Source organism: Streptomyces albireticuli, from assembly GCF_002192455.1.
GTDB lineage: Bacteria > Actinomycetota > Actinomycetes > Streptomycetales > Streptomycetaceae > Streptomyces > Streptomyces albireticuli_B.
The window spans coordinates 2386931-2412296 of record NZ_CP021744.1 but is presented as its reverse complement, the minus strand read 5'-3'; the positions used below and the strand labels follow the sequence as shown (position 1 = coordinate 2412296).

Below are 25366 nucleotides of genomic sequence, written 5' to 3'. Positions count from 1 at the left end.
TTACTGTCGGTCAATCTTTCGTGACGGTCGGCGCGCGGCGCGGCGCGACCCGCGTCCCCGGGGCCGGCCGGGCGCCCGCCGCCGTCAGAGCCGCGCCGCCTTCAGACCCATGTGGAGCAGCAGCCGGTCCTCGCCCTCGTCCAGGTCGAGGCCCGTGAGCTGTTCCACGCGGGCCAGGCGGTAGTAGAGGGTCTGGCGGTGGATGCCGAGGGCCGCGGCCGTGCGGCCGGCCTGGCCGGCGCAGTCGAGGAAGGCCTCCGCGGTGCGGGCCAGTTCGGCGTGGGCCGCGGCCAGCAGCGGGCGTACGGAGGGGTCCGCGCCGGCCTCCGGGGGCAGCGCGGCCAGCGCGCGGTACGGGCCGATGTCCGCCCACTCCGCGACCGGGCCCAGCCGGGGCTCGGCCGCCGCCGCGCGGGCCGCGGACAGCGCCTCCACCCAGGCGGCCGACAGCTCGGCGAGGCCGCGGCGCGGCGCGGCGAGCCCGGCCGTCGCGGACACGGGCGCGACGCCCGCCGCCGGCGGGCCGCCCGCGCGCGGCGAGCGCAGCAGCCGGTCGGCGGCCGTCCGCGCGGGTGCCGGGGAGGCCATGGCCCGCAGCCGGATCAGCGCGGCCAGGGCCGGCGAGCCGTCCGGCAGGCTGTCCGGCACCGCGCACAGCGCCGCCACGCCCGACTGCGCCGCCAGTGCCGAGCCGGCGCCCTCCGCCTCCTCGCCCTCGGCGTCGCCCGCCGCCCGCCACGGGGTCACGGCCATCAGCACCAGCGGCCCGTCGCCCGAGGGGCCGAGCGCCTCCCGCAGCGCGGCCCGCGCCGCGTCCCGCCCCGCCGGCCGGCCGATCAGCAGTTCCCGCAGGAGCTCGCCCAGCTCGGCCTCCGCGCGGGCCTCGGCGGCCAGCAGCGCCCCGATCCGGGCGGCGGTCTCCATCGCCTGGGCGAGCCGCGGGTCGGCCGGTGGACCGCTCAGGTCCAGGCCGGCCAGCTGCTCGTCGTCCAGCAGCCACACATAGCCGTGGACCACGCCCCGATGGCGTACGGGCAGGCAGATGCGGCCCTTGAAGACCCCGGCCGCCGGGTCCGGCGGGATCCGCAGCGGCGCCTGGGCCCGCGCGATGCCGAACGCCTCGAACCACGCCCGTACGGCCGCCGTCGACCGCCGCTGGAGGATCGAGCGGGTGCGCACCGGGTCCATCGTCAGCTCGACGTCGTCGTCGCCGTGCGCGCCGAACGCGATCAGCACGAAGTCGCGGTCCTCCAGCGTCGCGGGCGCGCCGAGCGCCGCCGAGATGTCGTCCACGAGCTGCTGATAGTCGCCCCGCATGCGAGCCCCCCGCTCCTTTCCTCGGATGTTCCCTATGTCGGTTCTCCTATTGTCATACATCTGTCTGAGATCCCGGCCACGGATGCGTGACAGCTGTCGATGGTGGCGCGGTGGTGCGAACTCTACGTTTCACGTTGAGTTACTTATGCCGTCTCCCCAGGTGGGGGCGGCCGTCATCGTGGAGGTGCCCGTGCTGGGTCCCGTGATTCTCGCTGCGTCGCGCAGCGACAAGATGCGCCGCTTCGTGTCGGCAGCCCCGGGCACCAAGCAGGTCGTCGACCGGTTCATCGCCGGCGAGACCGTCGACCAGGTCGTCCCGATCGTGCGGGACGCCGCGGACAAGGGCCTTGAGGTCACCCTGGACGTGGTGGGCGAGGACATCACCACCGTCGAGCAGTCGTACGCCGCGCGCGACGCGTACCTGGAGCTGGTCGGCCGTCTGAAGGAGCTCGGCCTCGGCACCCGCGCCGAGATGTCCGTCAAGCTGTCCATGTTCGGCCAGGCGCTGGAGGGCGGCCACGAGCTGGCGCTCGCCAACGTCCGCCCGGTCGTCGAGGCCGCCGCCGCCATCGGCACCACGGTCACGCTGGACGCCGAGGACCACACCACCCTCGACTCCATGTTCGCCATCCACGAGGAACTGCGGAAGGACTTCCCGCAGACCGGCTGCGTCATCCAGGCGTACCTCTTCCGCACCGAGGACGACGCCCGCCGCCTGGCCGCCGCCGGCAGCCGCGTGCGTATCGTGAAGGGTGCGTACAAGGAGCCGGCCTCCGTCGCCTACCAGGACAAGGCCGAGGTCGACAAGGCGTTCGTCCGCATCGTGAAGATCCTGATGGCGGGCGAGGGCTACCCGATGATCGGGTCGCACGACCCGCGCCTGATCACCATCACCCAGGAGCTGGCCCGGCAGGCGGGGCGCAAACTGGACGAGTACGAATTCCAGATGCTGTACGGCATCCGCAGCGACGAGCACGTCCGCCTGGCCGCCGAGGGCCACCGGATGCGCGTCTACACGGCGTACGGCACCGACTGGTACGGCTACTTCATGCGACGTCTCGCCGAGAAGCCGGCGAACCTGCTGTTCTTCGGCCGCTCCATCCTCACCAAGGGCTGAGCCCCACCCCCCTTCCCCCCATAGCCCCCAAGGAGACACGGAACTCATGGACGCAGTGACCCAGGTCCCCGCCCCGGTCAACGAGCCGGTGCACAGCTACGCGCCCGGCAGCCCGGAGCGTGCCCGCCTCGAGGCCAAGCTCAAGGAGCTGGCGGGCAACCCCATCGACCTCCCGATGACCATCAACGGTGAGAAGCGCATGGGCGGCGGCGAGCCGTTCGACGTCGTGCAGCCGCACAACCACTCGGCCCGCATCGGCACCTTCCGCAACGCCACCACCCAGGACGCCCAGGACGCGGTCGACGCCGCCCTGGCCGCCGCCCCGGCCTGGCGCGCCATGTCCTTCGACGACCGCGCCGCGATCATCCTGCGCGCCGCCGAGCTGCTGGCGGGCCCCTGGCGCGAGACGCTGGCCGCCTCCACCATGCTGGGCCAGTCGAAGACCGCCCAGCAGGCCGAGATCGACACCCCGTGCGAGCTCGTCGACTTCTGGCGCTTCAACGTGCACTTCGCGCGCCAGATCCTCGCCGAGCAGCCGGTCGCCAACTCCGCCGGCGTGTGGAACCGCAGCGACCACCGCCCGCTCGAGGGCTTCGTCTACGCGATCACGCCGTTCAACTTCACCGCGATCGCCGGCAACCTGCCGACCGCCCCCGCCCTCATGGGCAACGTGGTCGTGTGGAAGCCGTCCCCGACCCAGACGCACTCCGCCGTGCTCCTGATGGAGCTCCTGGAGGAGGCGGGCCTGCCCAAGGGCGTCATCAACCTGGTGACGGGCGACGGCATCGCCGTCTCCGAGGTGGCCCTGAACCACCCCGAGCTGGCCGGCATCCACTTCACCGGCTCGACCAAGACCTTCCAGTACCTCTGGAAGACGGTCGGCAACAACATCGAGAAGTACAAGTCCTACCCGCGCCTGGTCGGCGAGACCGGCGGCAAGGACTTCGTCGTCGCCCACCCGAGCGCCGACCGCGAGATCCTCAAGACCGCGCTGACCCGCGGCTCCTTCGAGTTCCAGGGCCAGAAGTGTTCGGCCTCCTCCCGCGCCTACATCCCGCGCTCCATCTGGGAGAACGGCTTCAAGGAGGAGTTCGCGGCCGAGGTCGACGGCATCACCATGGGTGACGTCACCAACCTGGCCCACTTCATCGGCGCCGTCATCGACGAGCGCTCCTTCGCCAAGAACAAGGCCGCGATCGACCGCGCCAAGTCCGACCCGACCTGCACCATCGTGGCCGGCGGCACGTACGACGACTCGGTCGGCTACTTCGTCCGCCCGACGGTCATCGAGTGCACCGACCCGGCGAACGAGGTCTTCACGACCGAGTACTTCGGCCCGATCCTGGCCGTGCACGTCTACGAGGACGCCGACTTCGACGCGATGCTGGCCCAGATGGAGTCCGTCTCGGCGTACGCGCTGACCGGCTCGGTCATCGCCCAGGACCGCTACGCCGCGGCCGACGCGATGGAGAAGCTCCGCTTCGCCGCGGGCAACTTCTACATCAACGACAAGTCGACCGGCGCCGTCGTCGGCCAGCAGCCCTTCGGCGGCGGCCGTGCCTCGGGCACGAACGACAAGGCCGGCGCCGCGTCCAACCTGATGCGCTGGACGTCGACCCGCTCCATCAAGGAGACCCTGGTCCCGCCGACCGACTACCGCTACCCGCACATGGGCTGATCCCGGCCCGCTGCTGAGCCCCGCCCCCGTCCGGCCCCCCAGCCGGACGGGGGCGGTGTCGTGCCGGGCCCGGCCGAGGGCCCGGCACAGCTGTCACAGGCCGCCGCAGTAGGGCGGGATGATGTGGGAGTGGGCCACCCAGCCGGTGGTGCCCTTGGGCAGGCCGCCGCGGCTCTTGGCCTTCAGGACGACGCGGTCCCAGCCGCCCGACTTGCCGGTGATCCGGATCGGGTCCTTGAAGTAGAGCTGGCCCTTGACGGCGCCGGACGAGCCGGCCTTGGCGCGCAGCCGGGTGCCGTCGGTGTAGATCATGGCGTTGTCGGCGTTGCACACCTTGGCGGCGGCCTGCGCCGGGGCGGCGATCACGGCGGTGCCGCCGATGAGCGCGGCCGTGGTGAGCGTGAGGGACACAAGGGATATTCGGCGCACGGAAGCGTCCTCCGGTGGTTCGGTCAAGCGGTGTTCCGGACAAGATCGCGGCGTTGCCGCGGCGATCACCATAGGCGGCGGAGCATGGAGGTCCTGTGGAGACGTTGTCACGCCCCTGCCACGACTCCCGGCGCGTCGGCGCCGGCCCGCCACGATCAGTGCCAGGCCGGCGGTGAAGCCGCCGCCCAGCAGGACGAGGTAGAGCGGATGGAGCCGGCGCAGCCGGCGGGCCGCGACGCCCAGGGCCGCGACGCCCAGGGCCGCGACGCCCAGGGCCGCGACGCCCAGGGCCGCGACGCCCAGGGCCGCGACGCCCAGGGCCGCGAACGCGAGCCCCACGCCCACGGTGCGCGCCGACCGGGCCTTCGCCGCGGCGGCGAGGAAGTCACCGGCCGGGACCTCCGCCCGGCCCGCCGCGGCCGCGTAGATCTTGAACGGCACCCCGTTCCACGGCTGGTGGGCGACCGCCCCGGCCCGTTCCCCCCGCCCGGGCGGTGAGGGCCGCGACGGCCGTACGGGCCCGGTCGGGGGAGACCGCGCCGTACAGCGGCTCGCCGATGCGGACCCGTACGGCCGACCGGCGCAGCCTGCCGTGCTTGGGCAGCAGCCGGTCCGTACCCGCGATCCCCACCGGTACCACCGGCACCCCGGCCCGCTCCGCGAGCAGCAGCGCGCCCCGGTGGAACGCGCCGACCTCGCCGTCCTCCCCGTCGCCGCGGCGGGTGCCCTCGGGGAAGAGCACCACGGCCCGGCCCGCGCGCAGTTCGCCGGCCGTCGCCAGCAGGTCCGTCAGCCCGCCCCCGGTGCGCCGTACCGGGAAGCCCGCCGCGAGCCGTCGGCAGACGCGGCGCCGCCACGGCGTGGCGAACCAGTAGTCGGCGGCGGCGCCGATCAGCGGCGCGTGCCGCGCGTCCAGCGCGGCGAGGAGGGCGGCCGTGTCGGCGTGCGAGGAGTGGTTGGCGACGACGACGCACCCGCCGCGGGGCAGCCGGCCGCTCCGGGAGACCCCGCCCGTGAGGGTCAGCGCGACCGTCCACAGGGCGCGCCGCAACCACGCGGCGGCGACGGCGCGGCGGGCGGGCCGGCCGTCACGCGGACCGGTGGGCGGGGCGGCGCCGCGGCCCGTACGCCCCAGGGCTCCGGCCCTCCGCCGGGCGCGTCGTCCGGTGAGGAGGGAACCGCGCGCGGCGTACAGCTCGGTGGCGAGCCCACCCGGATGCGCGGCACGCACAGCGCCCCTCGGGCGCCCGGCCACCACCGTCCGGTGCCGGGCGGGACCGCGTACGACCCTGCCCAGCCGGCCCCGGAGCGCCGTGCCCCGCGGGCCGCGCCGACGGGGCGCGAGGGCTCGTACGCGCGCCCGCCCGGCGACACGGCGTGTGCCACCGCCGGGTGTGCCGTGGCGCCGGCGCGGCCGGACCGCGGCCGTCGCGGTCCCGTCTCCGTGAGCAGAAACCGTCCTCACAGCGTCACCACCATCGCGAGCAGCAGCGCCACCAGCAGCGAGTCGATCCGGTCGAGGAGACCGCCGAAGCCCGGCAGCCAGGTGCCCGCGTCCTTGACGCCGGCCTCGCGCTTGATCATGGATTCGAGGAGGTCGCCGAAGACGCAGCCGGCCAGCACCGCCGCCCACAGGGTGACGGTGAACGCGCCGGCGACGTCCAGGCCCGCGGCCACGCCCATGCCCGCGCCGAGCACCCCCGCCCAGGTCTTGCCGGGCGAGAGCCGCGACAGCGGCCGGGCGAGCCCGCCACCCATCCGGGCCAGCAGCATGCCCCCGCACCAGGCGCCGATGTCGCCGAAGGCGACGGCCACACCGATGGCGACCACGGTGTCGTCCAGCAGCACGAGCCCGGTCAGGGCGACCGGGATCCACAGCAGTCCGAAGACCGTGCGCGCGGCCCGCTCACCGCCCCGGGCGGGTGTCGCCGGACAGCAGCGCGGGCAGCGCGCCCGCCACGAGCAGCAGGGCGACGAGCCGCAGGTCGAAGACGCGCGGCGCCACGTCCGAGAGAATCCCCAGCAGCGGGACCAGCACGGCGGCGGTGCTCAGCACCACCCGCTCGCCCCGCCCCAGACGCACCATCCGGGCGTACTCGGCGACCGCGACCAGGCCCAGCATCACGGCCAGCAGCGCCCCGCCGAACGGGCCCATGCACAGCGCGCCGAGGAACAGCGGTGCCGCCACGGCCCAGGTGCACCAGCGGCGGCGCAGCTCACGGCGCATCCCCACGCGCGCGGGGAGCGCCGCCACGGCCACCCCGCCCACGGCCAGCGCGCCGGCGACGACGGGTACGACGCGGGTGAGCACGTCCTCGTTGGCTATGTAGGCGTTCACCGGCTCGCACCCAGCTCGCGCCACAGCCACCCCAGCCGGAACAGCGCCGTCAGCGCCGAGCCCACCGCGACCACGACGAGCACCGGCACGGCCCAGCCCGTCGCCGCCGCCACGACCGCCAGCAGACAGCGTTCCGTCTTGCCCACCGGGCCGCCGTTGCGCCGGGCGGCACCCGCCGCCGCACCCGCGAGCGACACCCAGGACGGCAGCGTCGCGGCGAGCGCTGCCACCGCCACCAGCCACAGCGGCGCGAGCGGCAGGAAGCCGGCGAGGACGAGCAGATCGGCCGCCCGGTCCCCGAGCTCGTTGAGCACCGCGCCCCGGCGCGTGGTGCGCCCGGTGTCGCGGGCGAGCGCGCCGTCGAGGTTGGCGAAGGCGAGGCGCGCGGCGAGGAGGAACGCGACGGGGGCGGCTGCCAGGGGCGCGGGCAGCAGCGCGAGCGCCGCCCCCGCGCCGGCCGCGCTGAGCACGCCGGCGGCGGTCAGGGTGTCCGGGGACACCCCGTGCCGGGCGAGCGCGGCGCGCAGCCCGCCGAGGCGGGCCGCGTACCAGGGCTTGAGTGCGTACAGGCCGTTCATGGGCCTTACTTTCGCCGACCGGTCCGCCGCCCGGATCGGCGCGGGTACTCAGGACCGCTACTCAGGCCGGTCCGGCGCGCGCTGAGTAGGCGGCCGTCCGGAGGCCCCCGTCCCACCGGCGAGGAGGGGCTCTTCGCCCGGACGGCCGAGCCTCCGTCTCAGATAGTAGGAAGACCGAGTAATTGTGCAGACAGCGAGCGCGGGCTGTCCTAGCGTGGAAGAAGCCGAACGTCCCGCTCCATCGAGCGATCAGCGGTTGTGGCCCCGTGCGCGAGCGCAGGTGATCCCTGCGGCACCCCGGCCCCCGCGTTCCTTCCGGCTCTCCGGCCCACCACGCCCCGGCCCCGGCGCTCTTCGAACCTTCCGCCGCCGTGCCGGGAACGGCGGGCCGGAGACAGGCAGCCGAACCCGACGCCGCGCGCCTCGCCCGCGCGCCCCCACGCAGAGGAGACGTGACCCCATGGCCGACACCGCCGTCCGCAGGACCCGCCGCTCCGCCCGCCGCGCAGACAGCACCGAGCGCGCGGCCGACCGCGTGAACGCCGCCGCCGCGCTCCAGCGGGCGCTCGACCGCCGCGACAACGGCGGCGTCACCGGGCACTGACGCACCCCGGGCCCGGACGCCGGCGGCTCTGCGCGTCGTCCGGCCGGGTTCAGCGCCCCGGCCGGACGATGTCGAAGTGGTCGATCCGCTCGCCGTTCTCCGCCAGGGCCGTCACCCGCAGCCGTGGCCGGCCGCCCGGAGCGGCCGGTTCCACCTCGACCACGAGGAAGGAGTAGCCGGTGTAGCGCACCCGCGACCACTCCACCGTCTCCGGCCGCTTCACCCCGCCCTTGCCCCAGGAGTAACTGGCGACGCCGTCCAGGTCCTTGACGTGGCCCTCGTAGCTGTCCGGCACGGGGAAGTCGTACAGCGACTTCCCGGCGCCCCCGGCGGTGACGTACACGATGCCGTCGCGCGGGGAGTCGACGGTCGTCCCGAGGGGCACCGCCTTGGTGACCCGCCCGCCCCGGATCGCGTCGGTCCGTTCGTAGACGTGGTTGTGGCCGTTGATGACCAGATCGACCTGGTGCTTCTCGAACAGCGGCAGCCACTGTTCGCGCACGGCGCCGTCCGAGGCGTGCGCCTTCGTCGTGGAGAAGGCGCAGTGGTGGAAGAAGCCCACGAGGAAGTCGATGTCCCGGCACCCGCGCAGCTCGCCGAGGCGCCGGTCGAGCCAGCGGGTCTGCCGGCCGCCGGTGTAGCCGGTGTTGGCCGTGATCTCGTACGAGATGTCGTTGGCGTCGAGCGCGACGACGCCGGTGTTGCCGTAGACGAAGGAATAGACGCCGGGCGCGGTCCGCGGGTCGACGCCGTTGGCCGGCAGCGTCCAGCGGGCGCTCTGCCCGCCGTAGCCGTTGGGCGAGTACCAGGCCTCCATGTCGTGGTTGCCCGTGGTCACCATCCAGGGGACGGACCCGGCCACCGACTCGGTCTGGGCGAGGAACTGGTCCCACACCCGCGCGTCGTAGACGTCCGCCGGCTTTCCGGCGCCGCTGTCGTCCGCGTAGCAGATGTCGCCGGCGTGCAGGTGGAAGGCCGGGTTCTGGCCCAGGATCAGCTGGTCGTTGGCGAGTGCGTGATAGCTGACGCCCTGGTCGCCGAAGGCCGTGAAGGTGAACTTCTCCGCGCGCGCCGGGGCGGTGCGGAAGGTGCCGATGGTCCGGAAGTGGCGCGGGTCGGCCGGGTCGTGGCCGTCGTGGCCGACGCCGTAGTAGTACGTCCGGCCGGGACGGAGGTTGTCCAGGGCGGCGTGCAGATAGACCTGGTCGACGGCCGGTAGCTTCCCGGACAGGGCCGGCGTGTGCAGGTCCCGCACCTCGGCCTCGATCCGCTGTCCGAGGTCCCAGGGCTCGGCCCCCACCCGGACGAACGGCTTCCGGACGGCGGACGGCACCTGCCAGGAGATCCGCATCCGGGTCCGCGGGTCGGCACCGAAGGCGAGGTGCCGGCCGAAGGGCGCGACGTGCCTGCCGTCCACCCGGCCGGTGGCGGGCCGGGTCAGCAGGCCGGGCGAGGTGAGCGCGCCGTTCACGACGGGGGCGTGCTGCCGGGCGTACGCGTCGGGGGCGCCGCCCAGCAGGCCCGTGCCCGCGACGGCCCCCGCCGCCACCGCCCCGGCGCGGAGCGCGCCCCGCCGGGTCAGCCGCGCGCGGAGGTACTCGTGCTGCTCCGGCATGGTCATACGGCTCGCGAGGTGCTCCGGGATGCCTACCCGTGGTGTGTCCATGCGGCAGAACGTGTCAGGAACCGACGGCTCCGGCATGGAGTTCGGGTGAACATGACCTTTCCGGATCGCAATGCGTCCGCATGGTGGACGGAGTGTGTCAACCAGCGGGACAGGAGAGTACGGTCCGCGTATGTCTCGCAGCATTCGCCTCGCAGTGATCCCCGGTGACGGTATCGGCCCTGAGGTCGTGGCCCAGGGCCTCAAGGTCCTCGCGGCCGCCCTCCCTTCGGACGTCAAGCTGGAGACCCGGGAGTACGACCTGGGTGCCCGCCGCTGGCACGCCACCGGTGAGACCCTGCCGGACGCCGAGCTCGCGTCCCTCAAGGACCACGACGCGATCCTCCTCGGCGCGATCGGCGACCCCTCCGTGCCCTCCGGCGTCCTGGAGCGAGGGCTGCTGCTCAAGCTGCGCTTCGCCTTCGACCACTATGTGAACCTGCGCCCCTCGCGGCTCTTCCCCGGCACGGCCACCCCGCTCGCCGGCCGCCCCGAGATCGACTTCGTCGTCGTCCGGGAGGGCACCGAGGGCCCGTACGTGGGCAACGGCGGCAGCCTGCGCACCGGGACCCCGGCCGAGGTCGCCACCGAGGTCAGCCTCAACACCGCGTACGGCGTGGAGCGCGTGGTGCGCGACGCCTACGAGCGCGCCCAGGCCCGCCCGCGCAAGAAGCTGACCCTCGTCCACAAGAACAACGTCCTCGTCCACGCGGGCCACCTGTGGAAGAACATCTTCGACCGTGTCGGCCGTGAGTACCCCGAGGTCACCACCGACTATCTGCACGTCGACGCCGCGACGATCTTCTTCGTCACCCAGCCCGAGCGCTTCGACGTGATCGTCACCGACAACCTCTTCGGCGACATCCTCACCGACCTCGCGGCCGCCGTCACCGGCGGCATCGGCCTCGCCGCCTCCGGCAACATCAACCCCGCCGGGGCCTTCCCCTCGATGTTCGAGCCGGTGCACGGCTCCGCCCCGGACATCGCGGGCACCGGGAAGGCCGACCCGACGGCCACCGTCCTCTCCGTCGCGCTGCTCCTCCGCCACCTCGGACACGAGCCGGAGGCGGCCCGGATCGAGGCCGCCGTCGAGGCGGACCTCGCCGCCCGCGACGGCTCGCCGAGGACGACGGACCAGGTCGGCGACGCCCTGGCGGGGCGAGTAACCGGCTAGCCCAGCCGCTGTGCTAGCGCGCGGTTGGGTGCGACCATCGACCCCGGGCCGCGCACACGTTTCCGTACCCGGCCCCACGCGAGCGATAATCGAACGTGGGGCCGCGGCATGAGAGGAAGCTCGGACGTCCTGGAGCCACCTGGACGGAGTGAGCGCGGTCCGCCACACACAAATGTGAAGGACACGCATCCATGACGACGCCCACGATCGAGCTCAAGCCCTCCGCGCACCCGCTGTCCGACGCAGAGCGCGAGCAGATCCTCGCCGACCCCGGTTTCGGCCGCCACTTCACCGACCACATGGTCACCATCAAGTGGACCGAGGGCCGCGGCTGGCACGACGCCCAGCTCGTTCCGTACGCGCCCCTGTCGATCGACCCGGCGAACATGACCCTGCACTACGCGCAGGAGATCTTCGAGGGTCTGAAGGCCTACCGCGGCCCCGACGGCTCGGTCGCCACCTTCCGCCCCGAGGCCAACGCCGAGCGCTTCCAGAAGTCCGCCCGCCGCCTGGCCATGCCCGAGCTGCCGGTCGAGACCTTCATCGCCGCGTGCGACGCGCTCGTCCAGCAGGACAAGGCGTGGGTGCCGGCGCACGGCGGCGAGGCGTCCCTTTACCTGCGTCCCTTCATGATCGCCACGGAGGTCGGCCTGGGCGTCAAGCCGGCCAACGAATACCTCTTCATCGTGATCGCCTCGCCCGCCGGCGCCTACTTCTCCGGCGGCGTGAAGCCGGTCTCCGTCTGGCTGTCCGAGAACTACGTCCGCGCCGTCCCCGGCGGCATGGGCTTCGCCAAGACCGGCGGCAATTACGCGGCCTCCCTGCTGGCCCAGGCCGAGGCGGCCGAGAAGGGCTGCGACCAGGTCGTCTGGCTGGACGCCCTGGAGCACAAGTGGGTCGAGGAGATGGGCGGCATGAACCTGTACTTCGTGTACGGGTCCGAGGCCAATGAGAAGCCCGTGATCGTCACCCCCGAGCTCACCGGCTCCCTCCTCGCCGGCATCACCCGTGACTCGCTGCTCACGGTCGCCAAGGACCTCGGTTACGAGTCCGCGGAGGGCCGCATCTCCACCGCCGACTGGAAGCGCGACACCGAGAACGGCACGCTCACCGAGGTCTTCGCCTGCGGTACGGCCGCGGTCATCACCCCGGTCGGCTCGGTCAAGTCGGCGGGCGCCGACTGGACGCAGGGCGACGGGACCCCGGGCGAGGTCACGATGAAGCTCCGCAAGGCGCTGCTCGACATCCAGACCGGTGCCGCCGAGGACACCCACGGCTGGATGCACCCCCTGGGCTGATCCCCGGGCCGGCCCCTGGGCTGCCTCTGGGCTCTCCCTGGGCAAGGGGCTTTCTTTCCGTACCTTCCACATCTTCCGTCCGTACCGACTCACGCGTACTCGCGTGCGTGCGCCATGAACGCAACGCACGCAAGTACGCGTGATCGTTGCTGCCCGGACCCTTTCCCAACCCGGCTCCGTCCGCCACCGTGATCGTTCATGGGACAGGAACAGACACGGGCGCGGGACGAGGCGCCGGACGCGCGGCACTGGAAGAAGATCTGGGTCGGCTCGGCCGGCAACATGGTCGAGTGGTTCGACTGGTTCGTCTACGCCAGTTTCGCCACCTATTTCGCGGGGTCCTTCTTCCCCGAGGGGAACGACACCGCCAAGCTCATGAACACCGCCGGCATCTTCGCCGTCGGCTTCTTCATGCGGCCGGTCGGCGGCTGGCTGCTGGGCCGGGTCGGCGACCGCCGCGGGCGGAAGGCCGCGCTCACGCTGACCGTCACCCTGATGTCCGCGTCCGCCGTCCTGATCGCCGTCGCCCCCACCTACGCGGTCGCGGGCTACGGCGGCGTCGCCGTCCTGCTCGTCGCCCGGCTGCTCCAGGGCCTGTCCGTCGGCGGTGAGTACGCGGCCAGCGCCACCTACCTCACCGAGGCGTCCGCGCCCGGCCGGCGCGGCTTCGCCTCCAGCTTCCAGTACGTGTCCATGACCGCGGGCCAGATCCTCGGCCTGGGCATCCAGATCATCCTCCAGCGCACGCTCACCAGCGGCGAACTGCACAGCTGGGGCTGGCGCATCCCCTTCGTCGTGGGCGCGCTCGGCGCGGCCGTCATCTTCTACCTGCGGCGCAACATGCTGGAGACGGAGGTGTACGACGCGGCCGACGACACCCCGGAGCGGGAACGCGGCACGATGCGGGCGCTGCTGCGGCACAAGCGCGAGGCGTTCCTGGTGATCGCGCTGACCATGGGCGGCACCCTCGCGTACTACACGTACACCACCTATCTGACGAAGTACCTCTCCAACAGCGTGGGCCTGCCCAAGCAGACCGCCACCCTCGTCAGCTTCTGCGCCCTGCTGGTCTTCGCCTGCCTCCAGCCGCTGGCCGGCGCGCTGTCGGACCGGATCGGCCGCCGGCCGCTGCTGATCACCTTCGCGGTGGGCGCCACCTTCCTGACCGTGCCGATCATGTCGCTGCTCAAGCACGCCGGGTCCTTCTGGCCGGCGCTGGGCCTGTCCCTGGTCGCGCTGGTCGTCATCACGGGCTACACGTCGATCAACGCGTGCGTGAAGGCCGAACTGTTCCCCACGGGCGTGCGGTCGCTGGGCGTCGCCCTGCCGTACGCGATCGCCAACGCCCTCTTCGGCGGCACGGCGGAGTACGTGGCGCTGTGGTTCAAGAACAGCGGCATGGAGTCCGGCTTCTCCTGGTACGTGGCGGGTTGCGCGGCGGTGTCGCTGGTCGTCTATCTGACGATGCGGGAGACGCGCGACATCGACCTGAAGAGGGTGGGGGAGGAGGGGCCGGGCGGACCGGAGGGCCAGGCCGGCCCGGCGTCGGAGACCGCTCCGGCGGACACCGGTTCGCCGGTGAACCCGTCCGCGCCCGCGCCGTCCGGCTGACCGCACGGGACGGCGGGTCCCACGGTGCGGGTGCCCGCATCGTGAGACCCGCCCGCGCGAAAACGGAATCCCTGCCAGGATGGCGCCCGTGCTCTCGTTCGCCATGATTATTGGCAGCAGGCGCGCCGGTCCGCAGTGACCGCCTCGTACCACCCGTACGTCGCGGTCGCCGTCGTCCCAGACCCGCGCGCAGACCTCTCGCACCCGCGAGAGGTCTTTTCGTTTCCCGGCCCACCTTCAGCCGGGGGCGGAGCGCATGCGGGACCATCAGGGGATGGTGGAGCCGGTCATTCCGGTAGACCGAGATCCCGACAGGAGTCAGAGCAGCATGACGGACGCAACCGACGACAGCCCTCGGCCCGATGGAGGCCGTCACGTGGACGACAGCTTCCATGTGTTCGACACGACGCTGCGCGACGGCGCGCAGCGCGAGGGCATCAACCTCACCGTCGCGGACAAGCTGACCATCGCCCGGCACCTGGACGACTTCGGCGTCGGCTTCATCGAGGGGGGCTGGCCCGGCGCCAACCCCCGTGACACCGAGTTCTTCCAGCGCGCCGCCGAGGAGATCGACTTCCGGCACGCACAGCTCGTCGCGTTCGGCGCCACCCGCAAGGCGGGCGTACGCGCCGAGGACGATCCGCAGGTCGCCGCCCTGCTCGACTCCGGGGCCCCGGTGATCACCCTGGTCGCCAAGTCCCACGACCGGCACGTCGAACTCGCCCTCCGCACCACGCTGGACGAGAACCTCGCGATGGTCCGCGACACCGTCGCGTACCTGCGGGAGCGGGGCCGCCGGGTCTTCGTCGACTGCGAGCACTTCTTCGACGGCTACCGCGCCAACCCCGGCTACGCGCTGCGGGTCGTCCGCGCCGCGCACGAGGCCGGCGCCGATGTCGTCGTCCTCTGCGACACCAACGGCGGGATGCTCCCGGCCCAGGTCGAAGCCGTGGTCCGGGCCGTTCTCGACGGCACCGGCGCCCGACTGGGCATCCACGCGCAGGACGACACGGGCTGCGCGGTGGCCAACACCCTGGCCGCCGTGGACGGCGGCGCCACCCATGTGCAGTGCACGGCCAACGGCTACGGCGAACGGGTCGGCAACGCCAACCTGTTCCCGGTGGTCGCCGCCCTGGAGCTGAAGTACGGCCGTACGGTGCTGCCCGCGGGCGCGCTCGCGGAGATGACCCGGATCTCGCACGCGATCGCCGAGGTCGTCAACCTCACGCCCTCCACCCATCAGCCGTACGTGGGAGTCTCCGCCTTCGCCCACAAGGCCGGGCTGCACGCCTCCGCGATCAAGGTCGACCCGGACCTCTACCAGCACATCGACCCCGAGCGGGTCGGCAACACCATGCGGATGCTCGTGTCGGACATGGCGGGCCGCGCGTCCATCGAGCTCAAGGGCAAGGAGCTGGGCGTCGAGCTGGGCGACGACCGCGAACTGGTCGGCCGGGTCGTCGAGCGGGTCAAGGAGCGCGAGCTCGCGGGCTATACGTACGAGGCGGCGGACGCCTCCTTCGAACTGCTGCTGCGCCAGGAGGTCGAGGGGCGGGCCCGCCGCTACTACCGGGTGGAGTCCTGGCGCGCGATCGTCGAGGACCGCCCGGACGGCACCCACGCCAACGAGGCGACGGTGAAGCTCTGGGCCAAGGGCGAGCGGATCGTCGCCACGGCGGAGGGGAACGGCCCGGTCAACGCGCTGGACCGCGCGCTGCGGGTGGCGCTGGAGCGCATCTACCCGCAGCTGGCCGAGCTGGAACTGGTCGACTACAAGGTCCGCATCCTGGAGGGCAGGCTGGGCACCGGCTCGATCACGAGGGTCCTGGTGTCGACGAGCGACGGACGGAACGAGTGGTCGACGGTGGGTGTGGCGGAGAACGTCATCGCGGCGTCGTGGCAGGCGCTGGACGACGCGTACGCGTACGGGCTGCGGCGGGCGGGGGTGGAACCGCAGGAGTGAGCGCCGGCAGCCCGTCCGGGGGCACCTCCCGGCGGTAGCCGGGGGAGTTCGAGGACCGGGGGTCCGGCGGCGGAGCCCCCGGTTCCGGGAAGGGGCGGGGCTGGGGACAATCCGCCGGGGGCAAGGTCAGAGCCCCCGCGCCCCCAGCCCGTCCCCGAGCAGCTCGTACGCCCGGTCCGCGTCCGCGTGCGCGTCGCCCAGAACCTCCGCCGCGGAGGCGCCGCCGGCCAGCCGCTCCCAGTTCCCCCGGGCCAGCACCTGGTGCACGGTGATGATCTGCGCCGCCCCCAGCCGCGCCGTCATCCCGTCCGCGCCCACCTCTCCCAGGGCGGCCGCCAGCTCCCGCTCGTCCTCCAGCGCGTAGAGCGTCAGTCGCGCCAGCAGGCTGGGCGTGCCGTACAGAAGGTCCCGGTAGGCCAGCACGGCCGGGACGTCGCACAGACCCGTGATCGGGTCGTGCGCGTCGAGCCGCTCGTGGAAATGGGCGCGCAGCGCTGCCAGGGCCCGCTCGCCGGGGGCCCGGCCGCGCACGACGCGCGCCGCCTCGCCCTGGTGGTCGGCGATGCCGTGCAGGACCAGGTCCTCCTTGGCGGGGAAGTAGCGGAAGAGCGTCGGCTTCGACACCTCCGCCGCCGCCGCCACCTCGGCGACCGACACCCGGTCGAAGCCGCGCTCCAGGAAGAGCTCGATGGCGGTCCTGGACAACAGCTCCCGGGTGCGCTGCTTCTTGCGCTCCCGCAGTCCCGTCTCCTCGTTCACGCCCTCACCCTATCAGGTGGTCGTTACTCGGAATCTTTTGTTACTCGGTTGCGTTTTCTGCTCCGCCGGTCTTTCATGGAGGAACCGAACGACGGAGGGACAACCGCATGACCACCTCAGTGCTGATCGTGGGCGCCGGGCCGACCGGGCTCACCCTCGGATGCGTGCTCGCCCGGGCCGGAGTGCCGGTCCGGATCATCGACAAATCCCCGGAGTTCCACCGGGCCTCGCGGGGCAAGGGGCTCAATCAGCGCAGCCTGGAGCTGCTGGCGGACCTGGGCGTCGCGGAGGAGGCCGCGGAGTCGGGGATCGAGCACATCGTGCTGCGCAAATACCGCGACGGCGTGGCGGTCGCCGACCACGTGGCGTTCGGGGACCGCGCCCCCACGCCCGACGCTCCGTACGCGAGCGGGCTGGTCATCCCGCAGTGGCGCACCGAGGAGATCCTCCGCGGCCGGCTCGCCTCGTACGGCGTGGAGGTCGAGCCGGGCTGCGAGATGACGGGGTTCACCCAGGACGAGCGGGGGGTGACGGCGACGCTGGCCGACGGCCGGCGCGTCGAGGCCGGCTATCTGGTCGGCTGCGACGGCGGCCACAGCCCGGTGCGCAAGGCGCTCGGTGTCGGCTTCGAAGGGGCGACCGAGGCCGAGGAGTGCATGGTCATCGGGGACGTGGAGGTCGACGGCCTCGACCCGGGCTTCTGGCACCAGTGGTTCGACGAGGACGGCGCCGTGATGCTCTGCCCCTTCCGGGGCAGCCGGCACTGGCAGTTGCAGGGCGCGGCCGAGCGGGACGCCGAGGGGCGCCTGGCCGAGCCCTCGCTCGCGTCCTTCCAGCGGCTCTTCGACCGGCATGTGCGGGTCCCGGGGATGCGGCCCGCGAACCCCACCTGGCTGTCGAGCTACCGCATCAACGTCCGGATGGCCGACCGGTTCCGGGTGGGCAGGGTCTTCCTCGCCGGCGACGCGGCGCACGTCCACTCGATAGCCGGCGGCCTGGGGATGAACACCGGGATCCAGGACGCCTTCAACCTGGGCTGGAAGCTCGCGCTCGTCGCGCGGGGCGTGGCGGGCCCCGGTCTGCTGGCCACCTATGAGGAGGAGCGGCTGCCGGTCGCCGCGTGGACGCTGAAGCTGACCGACGAGCGGCTGCGGGCGGTGCGCGAGGGCGTCATGACGGCGGGCGTCGGCACGGAGGCGGTCGTCACCGACGACATCACCACCCTGGGCGTCGGCTACGGCTGGTCCTCACTGGCCTGGGGCGGGAAGACGGCGGGCGAGCGGGCTCCCGACGCTCCCTGTACCGAGGCGGGGACGGGGCGGCCGGTCCGGCTCTTCGAGGTCTTCTCGGGCCCGCACTTCACCCTGCTGGGCTTCGGGGCCGACAGTGCGGCCGCCCTGGCGGAGGTGTCGCGGGCGTGCGGGGACCTGGTGCGCACCTGCCTCGTCGACGGGCGCGGGGGAGCGGCGGACGTGGCCGGCGCGGCGGCGGCCGGTGCCGGCCATCTGGAGCTGGTGGATTCCGAGGGGCACGCCCGCGCGGCGTACGGAGGGGAGACCGGGCGGAGCGGCCTGGTGCTGATACGGCCGGACAACCACATCGCGATGAGCGCGGCGGCGGACCGGGGCGCCGAGGTCGTGGACCGTCTCGGGCGCCTCGGCCGCTGACACCGCACGGGGTCAGGCCTGGGGGGCGGACTTGACGGCGGAGATGTCGAAGGTGAGCTTCACCTTGTCGCTGACCATCACGCCGCCGGTCTCCAGGGCCGCGTTCCAGGTCAGGCCCCAGTCGGAGCGCAGGATCTCGGCACCGCCCTCGAAGCCGACGCGCTCGTTGCCGTAGACGTCGGTGGCCGAGCCGTTGAACTCCAGGTCGATGGCGAGCGGGCGGGTGACGTCCTTGATGGTGAGGTCGCCGGTGACGCGGTAGCGGTCGCCGCCGAGCTGCTCGGCGGAGGTGGAGCGGAAGGTCATCAGGGGGAAGCGGGCGGCGTCGAAGAAGTCCTCGCCGCGCAGGTGGGCGTCGCGGTCCTTGATGCCGGTGTCCACGCTCTCGATCCTGACGTCCAGGGAGGCGGTGGAGCGGGCGGGGTCGGAGCCGTCGAGGCGGAGGCTGCCCTCGTGCTCGGCGAAGGAGCCCTTGACGTTGGTGACCATGGCGTGGCGGACGGTGAAGCCGATGCTGCTGTGCGCCGGGTCGATGGTGTAGTCGCCGGTCAGCGCGGCGAGCGCCGGGTCGACGGGGGCGGCCGTGCCGGTCGGGGTGCCGGCCGGTGCGGCGGTGGCGGCGGCGCGCTTGCGGGTGAAGAGACCCATGACTGCTCCTTGGGGGAATCGATGTCGTTGAATGTTCAACGAGAACGACGGTAGCGCGATCTGGTTCAAGTTTCAACATCTGGGAGGGTGGGTCGTGGGACGGCTCGGGAAGGGCTCCGTGGCGGTGCGCGCGGCGGCACTCGCGAAGAGGCTCGTGAGGGGTCTCGCGAGGGGATGCGCAAGGTCTCCCGCGGCGCCGCGGGAGCCCGGCCCGGGTAACCGGGGGAACCGGAGGAACCGGATCGCGACACACGCGTCACGGCCATTGCGGCCGTGTCGCGGCCGTGCGACGGTGCCTCCCGCACCGGTTCCCCGCGCCCGCGCCCCGTACGCCGTCGCACCTCCGCCCACCAGGGAAGGCTTCGCCGTGCCGTCTGCCCCGGCCTGGACCCGCCGTGGATTTCTCGCCGCCTCCGCCGCCGGCCCGCTCGGCCTCGCCCGCGCCCGGCCCGCGCGCGCCGCCACCCCGGACGACTTCGCCGTCCTCCGGCGGCGGTGGCGCGCGCTCATGCTCGGAGACGGCTTCGACAGCTCCGCCGAGCCCTACGCCTCGGTCCTGCGCCGCACCGGCGACCTCGCCCGCGCCCACCGCGGCAGCATGCGACCCGCGCCCGCCTCCCTCTGGCCCGACGCCCCCTTCGACCCGCCCTCCGGGATCACCCGCAGCTACTCCCGGCTGCACACCATGGCCCAGGCCTACGTCCAGCCCGGTACCGGCCTCACCGGGGACGGCGGCCTCGCCGCGGACGTCCTCGCCGGGATCGACCACCTCCACGAGCACGTCTACCACCCCGGCACCACCCGCTACGGCAATTGGTGGGAGTGGCAGATCGGCAGCCCCCGGCTGCTCCTGGACACCCTCACCCTGCTCCACGACGAGGCCGGCCCCGGCCGCCGGGCCGAGTCCCTCGCCGCCGTCGGCCACTTCGTCCCCGACACGGTCCTCGCCGACTACAGCGGCACGAGCACCGGTGCCAACCGCGTCGACCTCTGCCGCGTGGTGGCCCTGCGCGGCATCCTCGGCACCGACCCCGCGCGGACCGCCCTCGCCCGTGACGCCCTGTCACCCGTCTTCCCCCATGTGACGAAGGGCGACGGCCTCTACGCCGACGGCTCGTTCGTCCAGCACACCTGGGTCGCCTACTCCGGTACGTACGGCCAGGTGCTGCTCGACGGGCTCGGGCGGCTGTTCGCCCTGCTGCGCGGCTCCCCCTGGGAGGTCACCGACCCCGCCCGGCAGGTCATCCACGACAGCGTGGAGCACGCCTACGCACCCCTGATCCACGACGGCCTGATGATGGACAGCGTCTCCGGGCGCGCCGTCAGCCGCGGTGCGCAGAGCACCGATCCGCGCCGGCTCGCGCAGAGCGACCACCAGCGGGGGCGCGCCGTCATCGCCGCCGTCGCCCTGCTCGGCGACAGCGCGAGCGCCGCCGAGCGGGCCCGCTGGCACGCCATGATCAAGGGCTGGGCCGCGCGCGACACCACCTGCTCGCTGCGCGCCGACCCGCAGTTCGGCACCGCCGACCTCGCGCGCCTCGCCGCCGTCCTCGACGCCCCCGGCCTCGCCGCGCCCGAGCCGCTGGGCCACCGCCTGTTCGCCGCCATGGACCGCGCCGTGCACCGCCGCCCCGGCTGGACCGCGTCGATCGCCATGGCCTCAGACCGCATCACCTACTACGAGAACGGCAACGGCGAGAACCCCCGCGGCTGGCACACCGGCGCCGGCATGCTCAGCTGGTGGGGACCGCCGGCCACCACGGACCAGTACGGCGACGCCTTCTGGCCCACCGTCGACCCCTACCGGATGCCCGGGACCACCGTCTCCGCCAAGCGGCTCGCCGACAACGAAGGCGGCGGCTGGGGCATGCCCAAACCCGCCGTGCGCTGGGTCGGCGGGGTGACCGACGGCGAGTTCGCGGTCGTCGGGCAGCACCTCAAGGGGCTGTCGTCCACGCTGGAGGCCCGCAAGTCCTGGTTCTGCGTGGCCGATACGGTCGTCTGCCTGGGCGCGGGCATCACCGCCCGCGACGGCACCCCCGTGGAGACGGTCGTGGACAACCGCAACCTCGGCGAGCGCGGGGCGCCCCTGCTCACCGTGGACGGGGAGGCCCAGCCGCGCGACACCGGCTGGTCGCGCTCCTTCCCCCGCGCCCACTGGGCCCACCTCGAAGGACACGGCGGCTACGTCTTCCCCGGCGGCGCGCCCCTGGAGGCCCTGCGCGAGGCCCGCACCGGAGCCTGGCGGGACATCAACGCCGGCGGCGCCCCCGATCCGCTCACCCGCCGCTACATCACCCTCCGGCACCCGCACGGCACCGACCCCGTCGACGCCTCGTACGCCTACCTCCTGATGCCCGGCGCCGGGCCGCGCGCCCTCGCCGCCCGGGCCGCGGACCCGGGCTGGCTCAGGATCCTCGGCAACACCCGGGACCGGCAGGCCGTCGCCCTGCCCTCGCTCGGCCTCACCGCCGCCGCCTTCTGGGCCCCCGGGGCCGTGGGCGCGCTCGCCGTGACCGCCCCGGTCGCCGTGCTCGTCCGGGCGCGCGGGCGCACGGCCACGCTCTGCCTGGGTGAGCCCCCACGCACCGGCGTACCCCTGGAGATCGTCTGGTCCCGGCCAGTGCGCCGGGTGATCGCACAAGACCCCTCGGTGCGGGTGCTGTCCACAGGCGCGGCCCTGCGGCTGCGCGTCACCCCGGGTACGGCGTGCGCGACGCATCGCTGCACGGTGACCCTGGGCGACCAGGGGTGACGGCTGCGGAGCCGCCGGGCGCGCGGAGGCGCGTCAAGCTGCGCAGCCTACGGCTCCTACTGAAGAGTTTTGTGGGGTGTGGACAGCGGCCACCCCCGATCGGGGGTGGCGTAGGGGGAGGCGCCTGTGTAGTTCTGTTCCGCCTGCCCACCAAATCGCACATGACGTTGTATGGAACCGACATGAGGTTCGGGCCCCCCGGCCACGTACCGTCTATGCATGAGCAATCTCGAAGGTGCGCCCGTAGAGGCGAGTGACGTCCGTGGGCGCGTCGCCGAGCTGCACGCCATCCGCGAGCAGGTTCGGCGGGGTCCGAGCGAGCGGGCGACCCAGGCCCAGAAGGCCAAGGGGAAGCTGACGGCCCGGGAGCGGATCGACCTGCTCCTGGACGAGGGTTCCTTCTCCGAGGTGGAGCCGCTCCGCCGGCACCGTGCCACGGGGTTCGGCCTGGAGAGCAAGAAGCCCTACACCGACGGTGTGATCACCGGCTGGGGCACGGTCCACGGCCGGACCGTGTTCGTCTACGCCCATGACTTCCGGATCTTCGGCGGCGCGCTGGGCGAGGCCCACGCCACCAAGATCCACAAGATCATGGACATGGCCATCTCGGCCGGGGCGCCGCTGGTCTCCCTGAACGACGGTGCCGGCGCCCGTATCCAGGAGGGCGTCTCGGCGCTCGCCGGTTACGGCGGTATCTTCCAGCGCAACACCAAGGCCTCGGGTGTCATCCCGCAGATCTCCGTGATGCTCGGCCCCTGCGCGGGTGGCGCGGCCTACAGCCCGGCGCTGACCGACTTCGTCTTCATGGTCCGCGAGACCTCCCAGATGTTCATCACCGGCCCCGACGTCGTCCGCGCCGTCACCGGTGAGGAGATCAGCCAGAACGGCCTCGGCGGCGCCGATGTGCACGCCGAGACCTCGGGCGTCGCGCACTTCGCGTACGACGACGAGGAGACCTGCCTCGAAGAGGTCCGCTATCTCCTCTCGCTGCTCCCGCAGAACAACCGGGAGAACCCGCCCCGCGTGGCGAGCGAGGACCCGGCCGACCGGACCGGCGAGGCCCTCCTCGACCTGGTGCCCGCCGACGGCAACCGCCCGTACGACATGCGCAAGGTCATCGAGGAGCTCGTCGACGACGGCGACTACCTGGAGGTCCACGAGCGCTGGGCCACCAACATCATCTGCGCGCTGTCCCGGCTGGACGGCCAGGTGGTCGGCATCATCGCCAACCAGCCGCAGTCCCTCGCCGGGGTCCTGGACATCGAGGCCAGCGAGAAGGCCGCCCGATTCATCCAGATGTGCGATGCCTTCAACATCCCGATCATCACCCTTCTGGACGTACCGGGCTTCCTCCCGGGCGTCGACCAGGAGCACGGTGGGATCATCCGGCACGGCGCCAAGCTGCTCTACGCCTACTGCAACGCCACCGTGCCCCGGATCTCGGTCATCCTGCGCAAGGCCTACGGCGGCGCCTACATCGTCATGGACTCCCAGTCCATCGGTGCCGACCTCACCTACGCCTGGCCGACCAACGAGATCGCCGTCATGGGCGCCGAGGGCGCGGCCAACGTGATCTTCCGCAAGCAGATCGCCGAGGCGGACGACCCCGAGGCGATGCGGGCGCGGATGGTCAAGGAGTACAAGGCCGAGCTGATGCACCCGTACTACGCCGCCGAGCGCGGTCTGGTCGACGACGTGATCGACCCGGTCGAGACCCGGTCGGTGCTGATCAAGTCGCTGGCGATGCTTGCCACCAAGCACGCCGACCTGCCCTCCCGCAAGCACGGCAATCCGCCCCAGTAAGGGAGTACCCGCAATGGACAACACGCTCGTACGCGTAGAGAAGGGCACCGCCGACGCCGAGGAAGTGGCGGCCGTGACGGCCGTCCTCCTGGCCCGCGCCGCCGCCGTCGGCCACCACTCGGCCCCGGCCCGCCCGCGCCGCACCGCCGCCGGCTGGCGCCGCCTGGAGCGCAGCTCCGGCTTCCGGGCGCCGCACAGCTGGCAGGGCTGAGCACCGCCGGTCCGCGACCCGCACCGGGGCCCACCGGGCCCCGCCGGGGTCACCTCCGGCCGAGGCGCCACCACCCGGCTACGCAGAAGGTCCCCGCACTCCTCGTGAGTGTGGGGACCTTTTTGCGTCGGCGCGGCCGACGGCTCACCGCAGGCGCGCCATGAGGGCATGCTCGACCAGCGTGATCAGCGCGCTCTTCGCCTCGTTCCGGTGCCGGGCGTCCGTGATGATGATCGGTGCGTCCGGGCCGATTTGGAGCGCCTCACGGACCTCGTCCGGCGTGTACGGCTGGTGGCCGTCGAAGCCGTTGAGGGCGATGACGAAGGGCAGGCCGCTGTTCTCGAAGTAGTCGACGGCCGGGAAGCAGTCCGCGAGTCTGCGGGTGTCCACGAGCACGACGGCGCCGATGGCGCCGCGCACCAGGTCGTCCCACATGAACCAGAAACGGTCCTGACCCGGCGTACCGAAGAGGTACAGGATCAGGTCCTGGTCCAGGGTGATACGGCCGAAGTCCATCGCCACGGTCGTCGTGGTCTTGTCCGGCGCGTGGGTGAGGTCGTCGATCCCGGCCGACGCGGAAGTCATCACGGCTTCGGTGCGCAGCGGGTTGATCTCCGAGACCGCGCCGACGAACGTGGTCTTGCCCACGCCGAATCCACCCGCCACCACGATCTTCGCGGAGGTGGTGGAGCGGACCGCCTCGCCGCTAGAGGTTCCGAAGTCCACTGAGCACCCTTTCGAGCAGTGTCACGTCAGGCTGGCCGCCGGCGGACTCGTCGCCGCCGGGCTGATGGATGGCGACGAGCCCGGCCTCCGCCAAGTCGGCGACGAGGATTCGGGCGACGCCGAGGGGAATGGAGAGAAGTGCCGAGATCTCGGCGACCGACTTGATCTCACGGCACAGATGGCAGATGCGCTGGTGTTCAGGCAACTGCCCTTGAAGCTGGGACTGCTGTGCCGTGGTGTGCACCAGTGCCTCGATGGCGAGCTGGTACCGCGGCCTGGTCCGGCCACCCGTCATGGCGTACGGGCGGACCAGCGGATTGTGCTTGCCCCCGGACTTGCCCCCCGAGGGGGAGCCCGAGGCGCGCCGGTGCTGCTGGGGCGGCTGCGCCGGGGCATGAGGCTGCCGCGGAGGTCCCGCGGGCGCTTGGTGGCTTGGCGCGGAGGGGAAGTTGAAGCGGTTCAACGGGGGTTGAGCCTGCTGGTCATTTCCGTACGGGTAACCGCCTGGGGGCGTTGCCACGTCTCCTCCTCCGACTTGCCTGTCTGCTGCTGGTCGCGCCACCGCACCCTATGGCGCGGTGGCGCGAAACGCACTGCCTCTTTATTAGTTGAGAAGGCTCCCCTGCAGTTCGGCACGGAGATCGGGCGTCAGCACACTGCCCGCCCGGTCGACCAGGAGGGCCATCTCGTAGCCCACGAGGCCGATGTCGCACTCGGGGTGCGCCAGCACGGCCAGCGAGGATCCGTCGGAGACGGACATGATGAAGAGGAAGCCGCGCTCCATCTCCACCACGGTCTGGTTGACGGCGCCGCCCTCGAAGATCCGGGAGGCACCGGCCGTCAGCGAGGTCAGGCCGGAGGCGACCGCCGCCAGCTGGTCGGCACGGTCCCGCGGGAACCCTTCGGACATCGCCAGAAGAAGTCCGTCGGCGGAGACCACGACGGTGTGGGACACCCCGGGGGTGTTCTCCACGAAGCTGGTGATCAACCAGTTCAGGTTCTGCGCCGCCTGGCTCATCGGGCTCAC

22 protein-coding genes and 1 pseudogene are annotated in these 25366 nt (G+C 72.7%); 11 read left to right on the top strand and 12 right to left on the bottom strand.

Going from position 1 to position 25366, the window contains the following annotated elements; translation table 11 throughout:
* Window positions 1-84 precede the first annotated feature (84 nt).
* Complete coding sequence (locus SMD11_RS10005) at window positions 85-1317, bottom strand: PucR family transcriptional regulator (RefSeq protein WP_087926118.1); 1233 nt, start codon at window positions 1315-1317, stop codon at window positions 85-87.
* A gap of 190 nt (window positions 1318-1507) precedes the next feature.
* Here SMD11_RS10005 and SMD11_RS10000 point away from each other — a divergent pair, with 190 nt between their 5' ends.
* Together SMD11_RS10000 and pruA are read left to right on the top strand one after the other, a co-directional pair.
* Window positions 1508-2434, top strand: a complete 927-nt coding sequence (locus SMD11_RS10000; protein WP_087930390.1) for a proline dehydrogenase family protein — start codon at window positions 1508-1510, stop codon at window positions 2432-2434.
* Between the two features lie 46 nt (window positions 2435-2480).
* Window positions 2481-4112, top strand: a complete 1632-nt coding sequence (gene pruA, locus SMD11_RS09995) for an L-glutamate gamma-semialdehyde dehydrogenase (protein ID WP_087926117.1) — start codon at window positions 2481-2483, stop codon at window positions 4110-4112.
* Between the two features lie 93 nt (window positions 4113-4205).
* On the opposite strand, the gene SMD11_RS37270 is transcribed toward pruA, so the two are convergent.
* From SMD11_RS37270 to SMD11_RS09975, 5 genes and pseudogenes are all read right to left on the bottom strand, one after another.
* Window positions 4206-4424 carry an SH3 domain-containing protein gene (locus SMD11_RS37270; protein WP_418952512.1) on the bottom strand — a complete coding sequence of 73 codons (219 nt, stop codon included), beginning with the start codon at window positions 4422-4424 and terminating at the stop codon, window positions 4206-4208.
* Window positions 4425-4679: 255 nt separating this feature from the next.
* Window positions 4680-5676: pseudogene (locus tag SMD11_RS09985) on the bottom strand (lysophospholipid acyltransferase family protein); the annotation flags it as partial.
* A 326-nt stretch (window positions 5677-6002) separates the two neighbouring features.
* Entirely contained in the window at window positions 6003-6389 is a 387-nt protein-coding gene (locus SMD11_RS36305; protein ID WP_324614718.1) for a phosphatidate cytidylyltransferase, read from the bottom strand.
* Window positions 6390-6447: 58 nt separating this feature from the next.
* A complete protein-coding gene (locus SMD11_RS36300; RefSeq protein ID WP_234365978.1) occupies window positions 6448-6879 on the bottom strand; it encodes a hypothetical protein in 432 nt (143 codons plus the stop codon).
* Window positions 6876-7457: a CDP-alcohol phosphatidyltransferase family protein gene (locus tag SMD11_RS09975; protein ID WP_087926116.1), complete on the bottom strand. Its 582-nt coding sequence runs from the start codon at window positions 7455-7457 to the stop codon at window positions 6876-6878. Before SMD11_RS09975 ends, SMD11_RS36300 begins: the two co-directional genes overlap by 4 nt.
* A gap of 460 nt (window positions 7458-7917) precedes the next feature.
* Between SMD11_RS09975 and SMD11_RS35850 the strand changes: the two genes are divergently transcribed.
* Window positions 7918-8061, top strand: a complete 144-nt coding sequence (locus SMD11_RS35850) for a hypothetical protein (protein WP_087926115.1) — start codon at window positions 7918-7920, stop codon at window positions 8059-8061.
* A gap of 49 nt (window positions 8062-8110) precedes the next feature.
* On the opposite strand, the gene SMD11_RS09965 is transcribed toward SMD11_RS35850, so the two are convergent.
* Window positions 8111-9727: a purple acid phosphatase family protein gene (locus SMD11_RS09965; RefSeq protein ID WP_087926114.1), complete on the bottom strand. Its 1617-nt coding sequence runs from the start codon at window positions 9725-9727 to the stop codon at window positions 8111-8113.
* Window positions 9728-9857: 130 nt separating this feature from the next.
* Here SMD11_RS09965 and SMD11_RS09960 point away from each other — a divergent pair, with 130 nt between their 5' ends.
* The 4 genes from SMD11_RS09960 to cimA all read left to right on the top strand — a co-directional run bounded on the left by SMD11_RS09960 (window position 9858) and on the right by cimA (window position 15770).
* Window positions 9858-10898: a 3-isopropylmalate dehydrogenase gene (locus SMD11_RS09960; RefSeq protein WP_087926113.1), complete on the top strand. Its 1041-nt coding sequence runs from the start codon at window positions 9858-9860 to the stop codon at window positions 10896-10898.
* A gap of 191 nt (window positions 10899-11089) precedes the next feature.
* On the top strand, window positions 11090-12196 hold the full coding sequence (locus tag SMD11_RS09955) for a branched-chain amino acid aminotransferase (protein ID WP_087926112.1): 1107 nt from the start codon (window positions 11090-11092) through the stop codon (window positions 12194-12196).
* A 282-nt stretch (window positions 12197-12478) separates the two neighbouring features.
* Window positions 12479-13807, top strand: a complete 1329-nt coding sequence (locus SMD11_RS09950; RefSeq protein ID WP_199844048.1) for an MFS transporter — start codon at window positions 12479-12481, stop codon at window positions 13805-13807.
* Window positions 13808-14135: 328 nt separating this feature from the next.
* Complete coding sequence (gene cimA / locus SMD11_RS09945; RefSeq protein WP_087926110.1) at window positions 14136-15770, top strand: citramalate synthase; 1635 nt, start codon at window positions 14136-14138, stop codon at window positions 15768-15770.
* A gap of 126 nt (window positions 15771-15896) precedes the next feature.
* Here the strand turns inward: cimA and SMD11_RS09940 are convergent, their stop codons facing one another.
* Complete coding sequence (locus SMD11_RS09940) at window positions 15897-16529, bottom strand: TetR/AcrR family transcriptional regulator (protein WP_087926109.1); 633 nt, start codon at window positions 16527-16529, stop codon at window positions 15897-15899.
* A 107-nt stretch (window positions 16530-16636) separates the two neighbouring features.
* Between SMD11_RS09940 and SMD11_RS09935 the strand changes: the two genes are divergently transcribed.
* The gene (locus SMD11_RS09935; protein WP_087926108.1) at window positions 16637-18196 is read left to right on the top strand and encodes an FAD-dependent monooxygenase; all 1560 of its coding nucleotides are present in this window, start codon (window positions 16637-16639) and stop codon (window positions 18194-18196) included.
* A gap of 12 nt (window positions 18197-18208) precedes the next feature.
* Here SMD11_RS09935 and SMD11_RS09930 read toward each other — a convergent pair whose 3' ends face one another.
* The gene (locus SMD11_RS09930) at window positions 18209-18844 is read right to left on the bottom strand and encodes a YceI family protein (protein ID WP_087926107.1); all 636 of its coding nucleotides are present in this window, start codon (window positions 18842-18844) and stop codon (window positions 18209-18211) included.
* A gap of 367 nt (window positions 18845-19211) precedes the next feature.
* Between SMD11_RS09930 and SMD11_RS09925 the strand changes: the two genes are divergently transcribed.
* The 3 genes from SMD11_RS09925 (at window position 19212) to SMD11_RS09915 (ending at window position 23613) form a co-directional block, all read left to right on the top strand.
* The gene (locus SMD11_RS09925) at window positions 19212-21599 is read left to right on the top strand and encodes a polysaccharide lyase 8 family protein (protein WP_234365977.1); all 2388 of its coding nucleotides are present in this window, start codon (window positions 19212-19214) and stop codon (window positions 21597-21599) included.
* A gap of 219 nt (window positions 21600-21818) precedes the next feature.
* Complete coding sequence (locus tag SMD11_RS09920; RefSeq protein ID WP_087926105.1) at window positions 21819-23402, top strand: acyl-CoA carboxylase subunit beta; 1584 nt, start codon at window positions 21819-21821, stop codon at window positions 23400-23402.
* Window positions 23403-23415: 13 nt separating this feature from the next.
* Window positions 23416-23613: an acyl-CoA carboxylase subunit epsilon gene (locus SMD11_RS09915; RefSeq protein ID WP_087926104.1), complete on the top strand. Its 198-nt coding sequence runs from the start codon at window positions 23416-23418 to the stop codon at window positions 23611-23613.
* A gap of 144 nt (window positions 23614-23757) precedes the next feature.
* Here the strand turns inward: SMD11_RS09915 and SMD11_RS09910 are convergent, their stop codons facing one another.
* The 3 genes from SMD11_RS09910 to SMD11_RS09900 all read right to left on the bottom strand — a co-directional run bounded on the left by SMD11_RS09910 (window position 23758) and on the right by SMD11_RS09900 (window position 25366).
* Entirely contained in the window at window positions 23758-24339 is a 582-nt protein-coding gene (locus tag SMD11_RS09910; RefSeq protein ID WP_087926103.1) for a GTP-binding protein, read from the bottom strand.
* Window positions 24320-24859 carry a DUF742 domain-containing protein gene (locus tag SMD11_RS09905; RefSeq protein ID WP_087926102.1) on the bottom strand — a complete coding sequence of 180 codons (540 nt, stop codon included), beginning with the start codon at window positions 24857-24859 and terminating at the stop codon, window positions 24320-24322. Before SMD11_RS09905 ends, SMD11_RS09910 begins: the two co-directional genes overlap by 20 nt.
* A gap of 84 nt (window positions 24860-24943) precedes the next feature.
* Complete coding sequence (locus SMD11_RS09900; RefSeq protein ID WP_087926101.1) at window positions 24944-25366, bottom strand: roadblock/LC7 domain-containing protein; 423 nt, start codon at window positions 25364-25366, stop codon at window positions 24944-24946.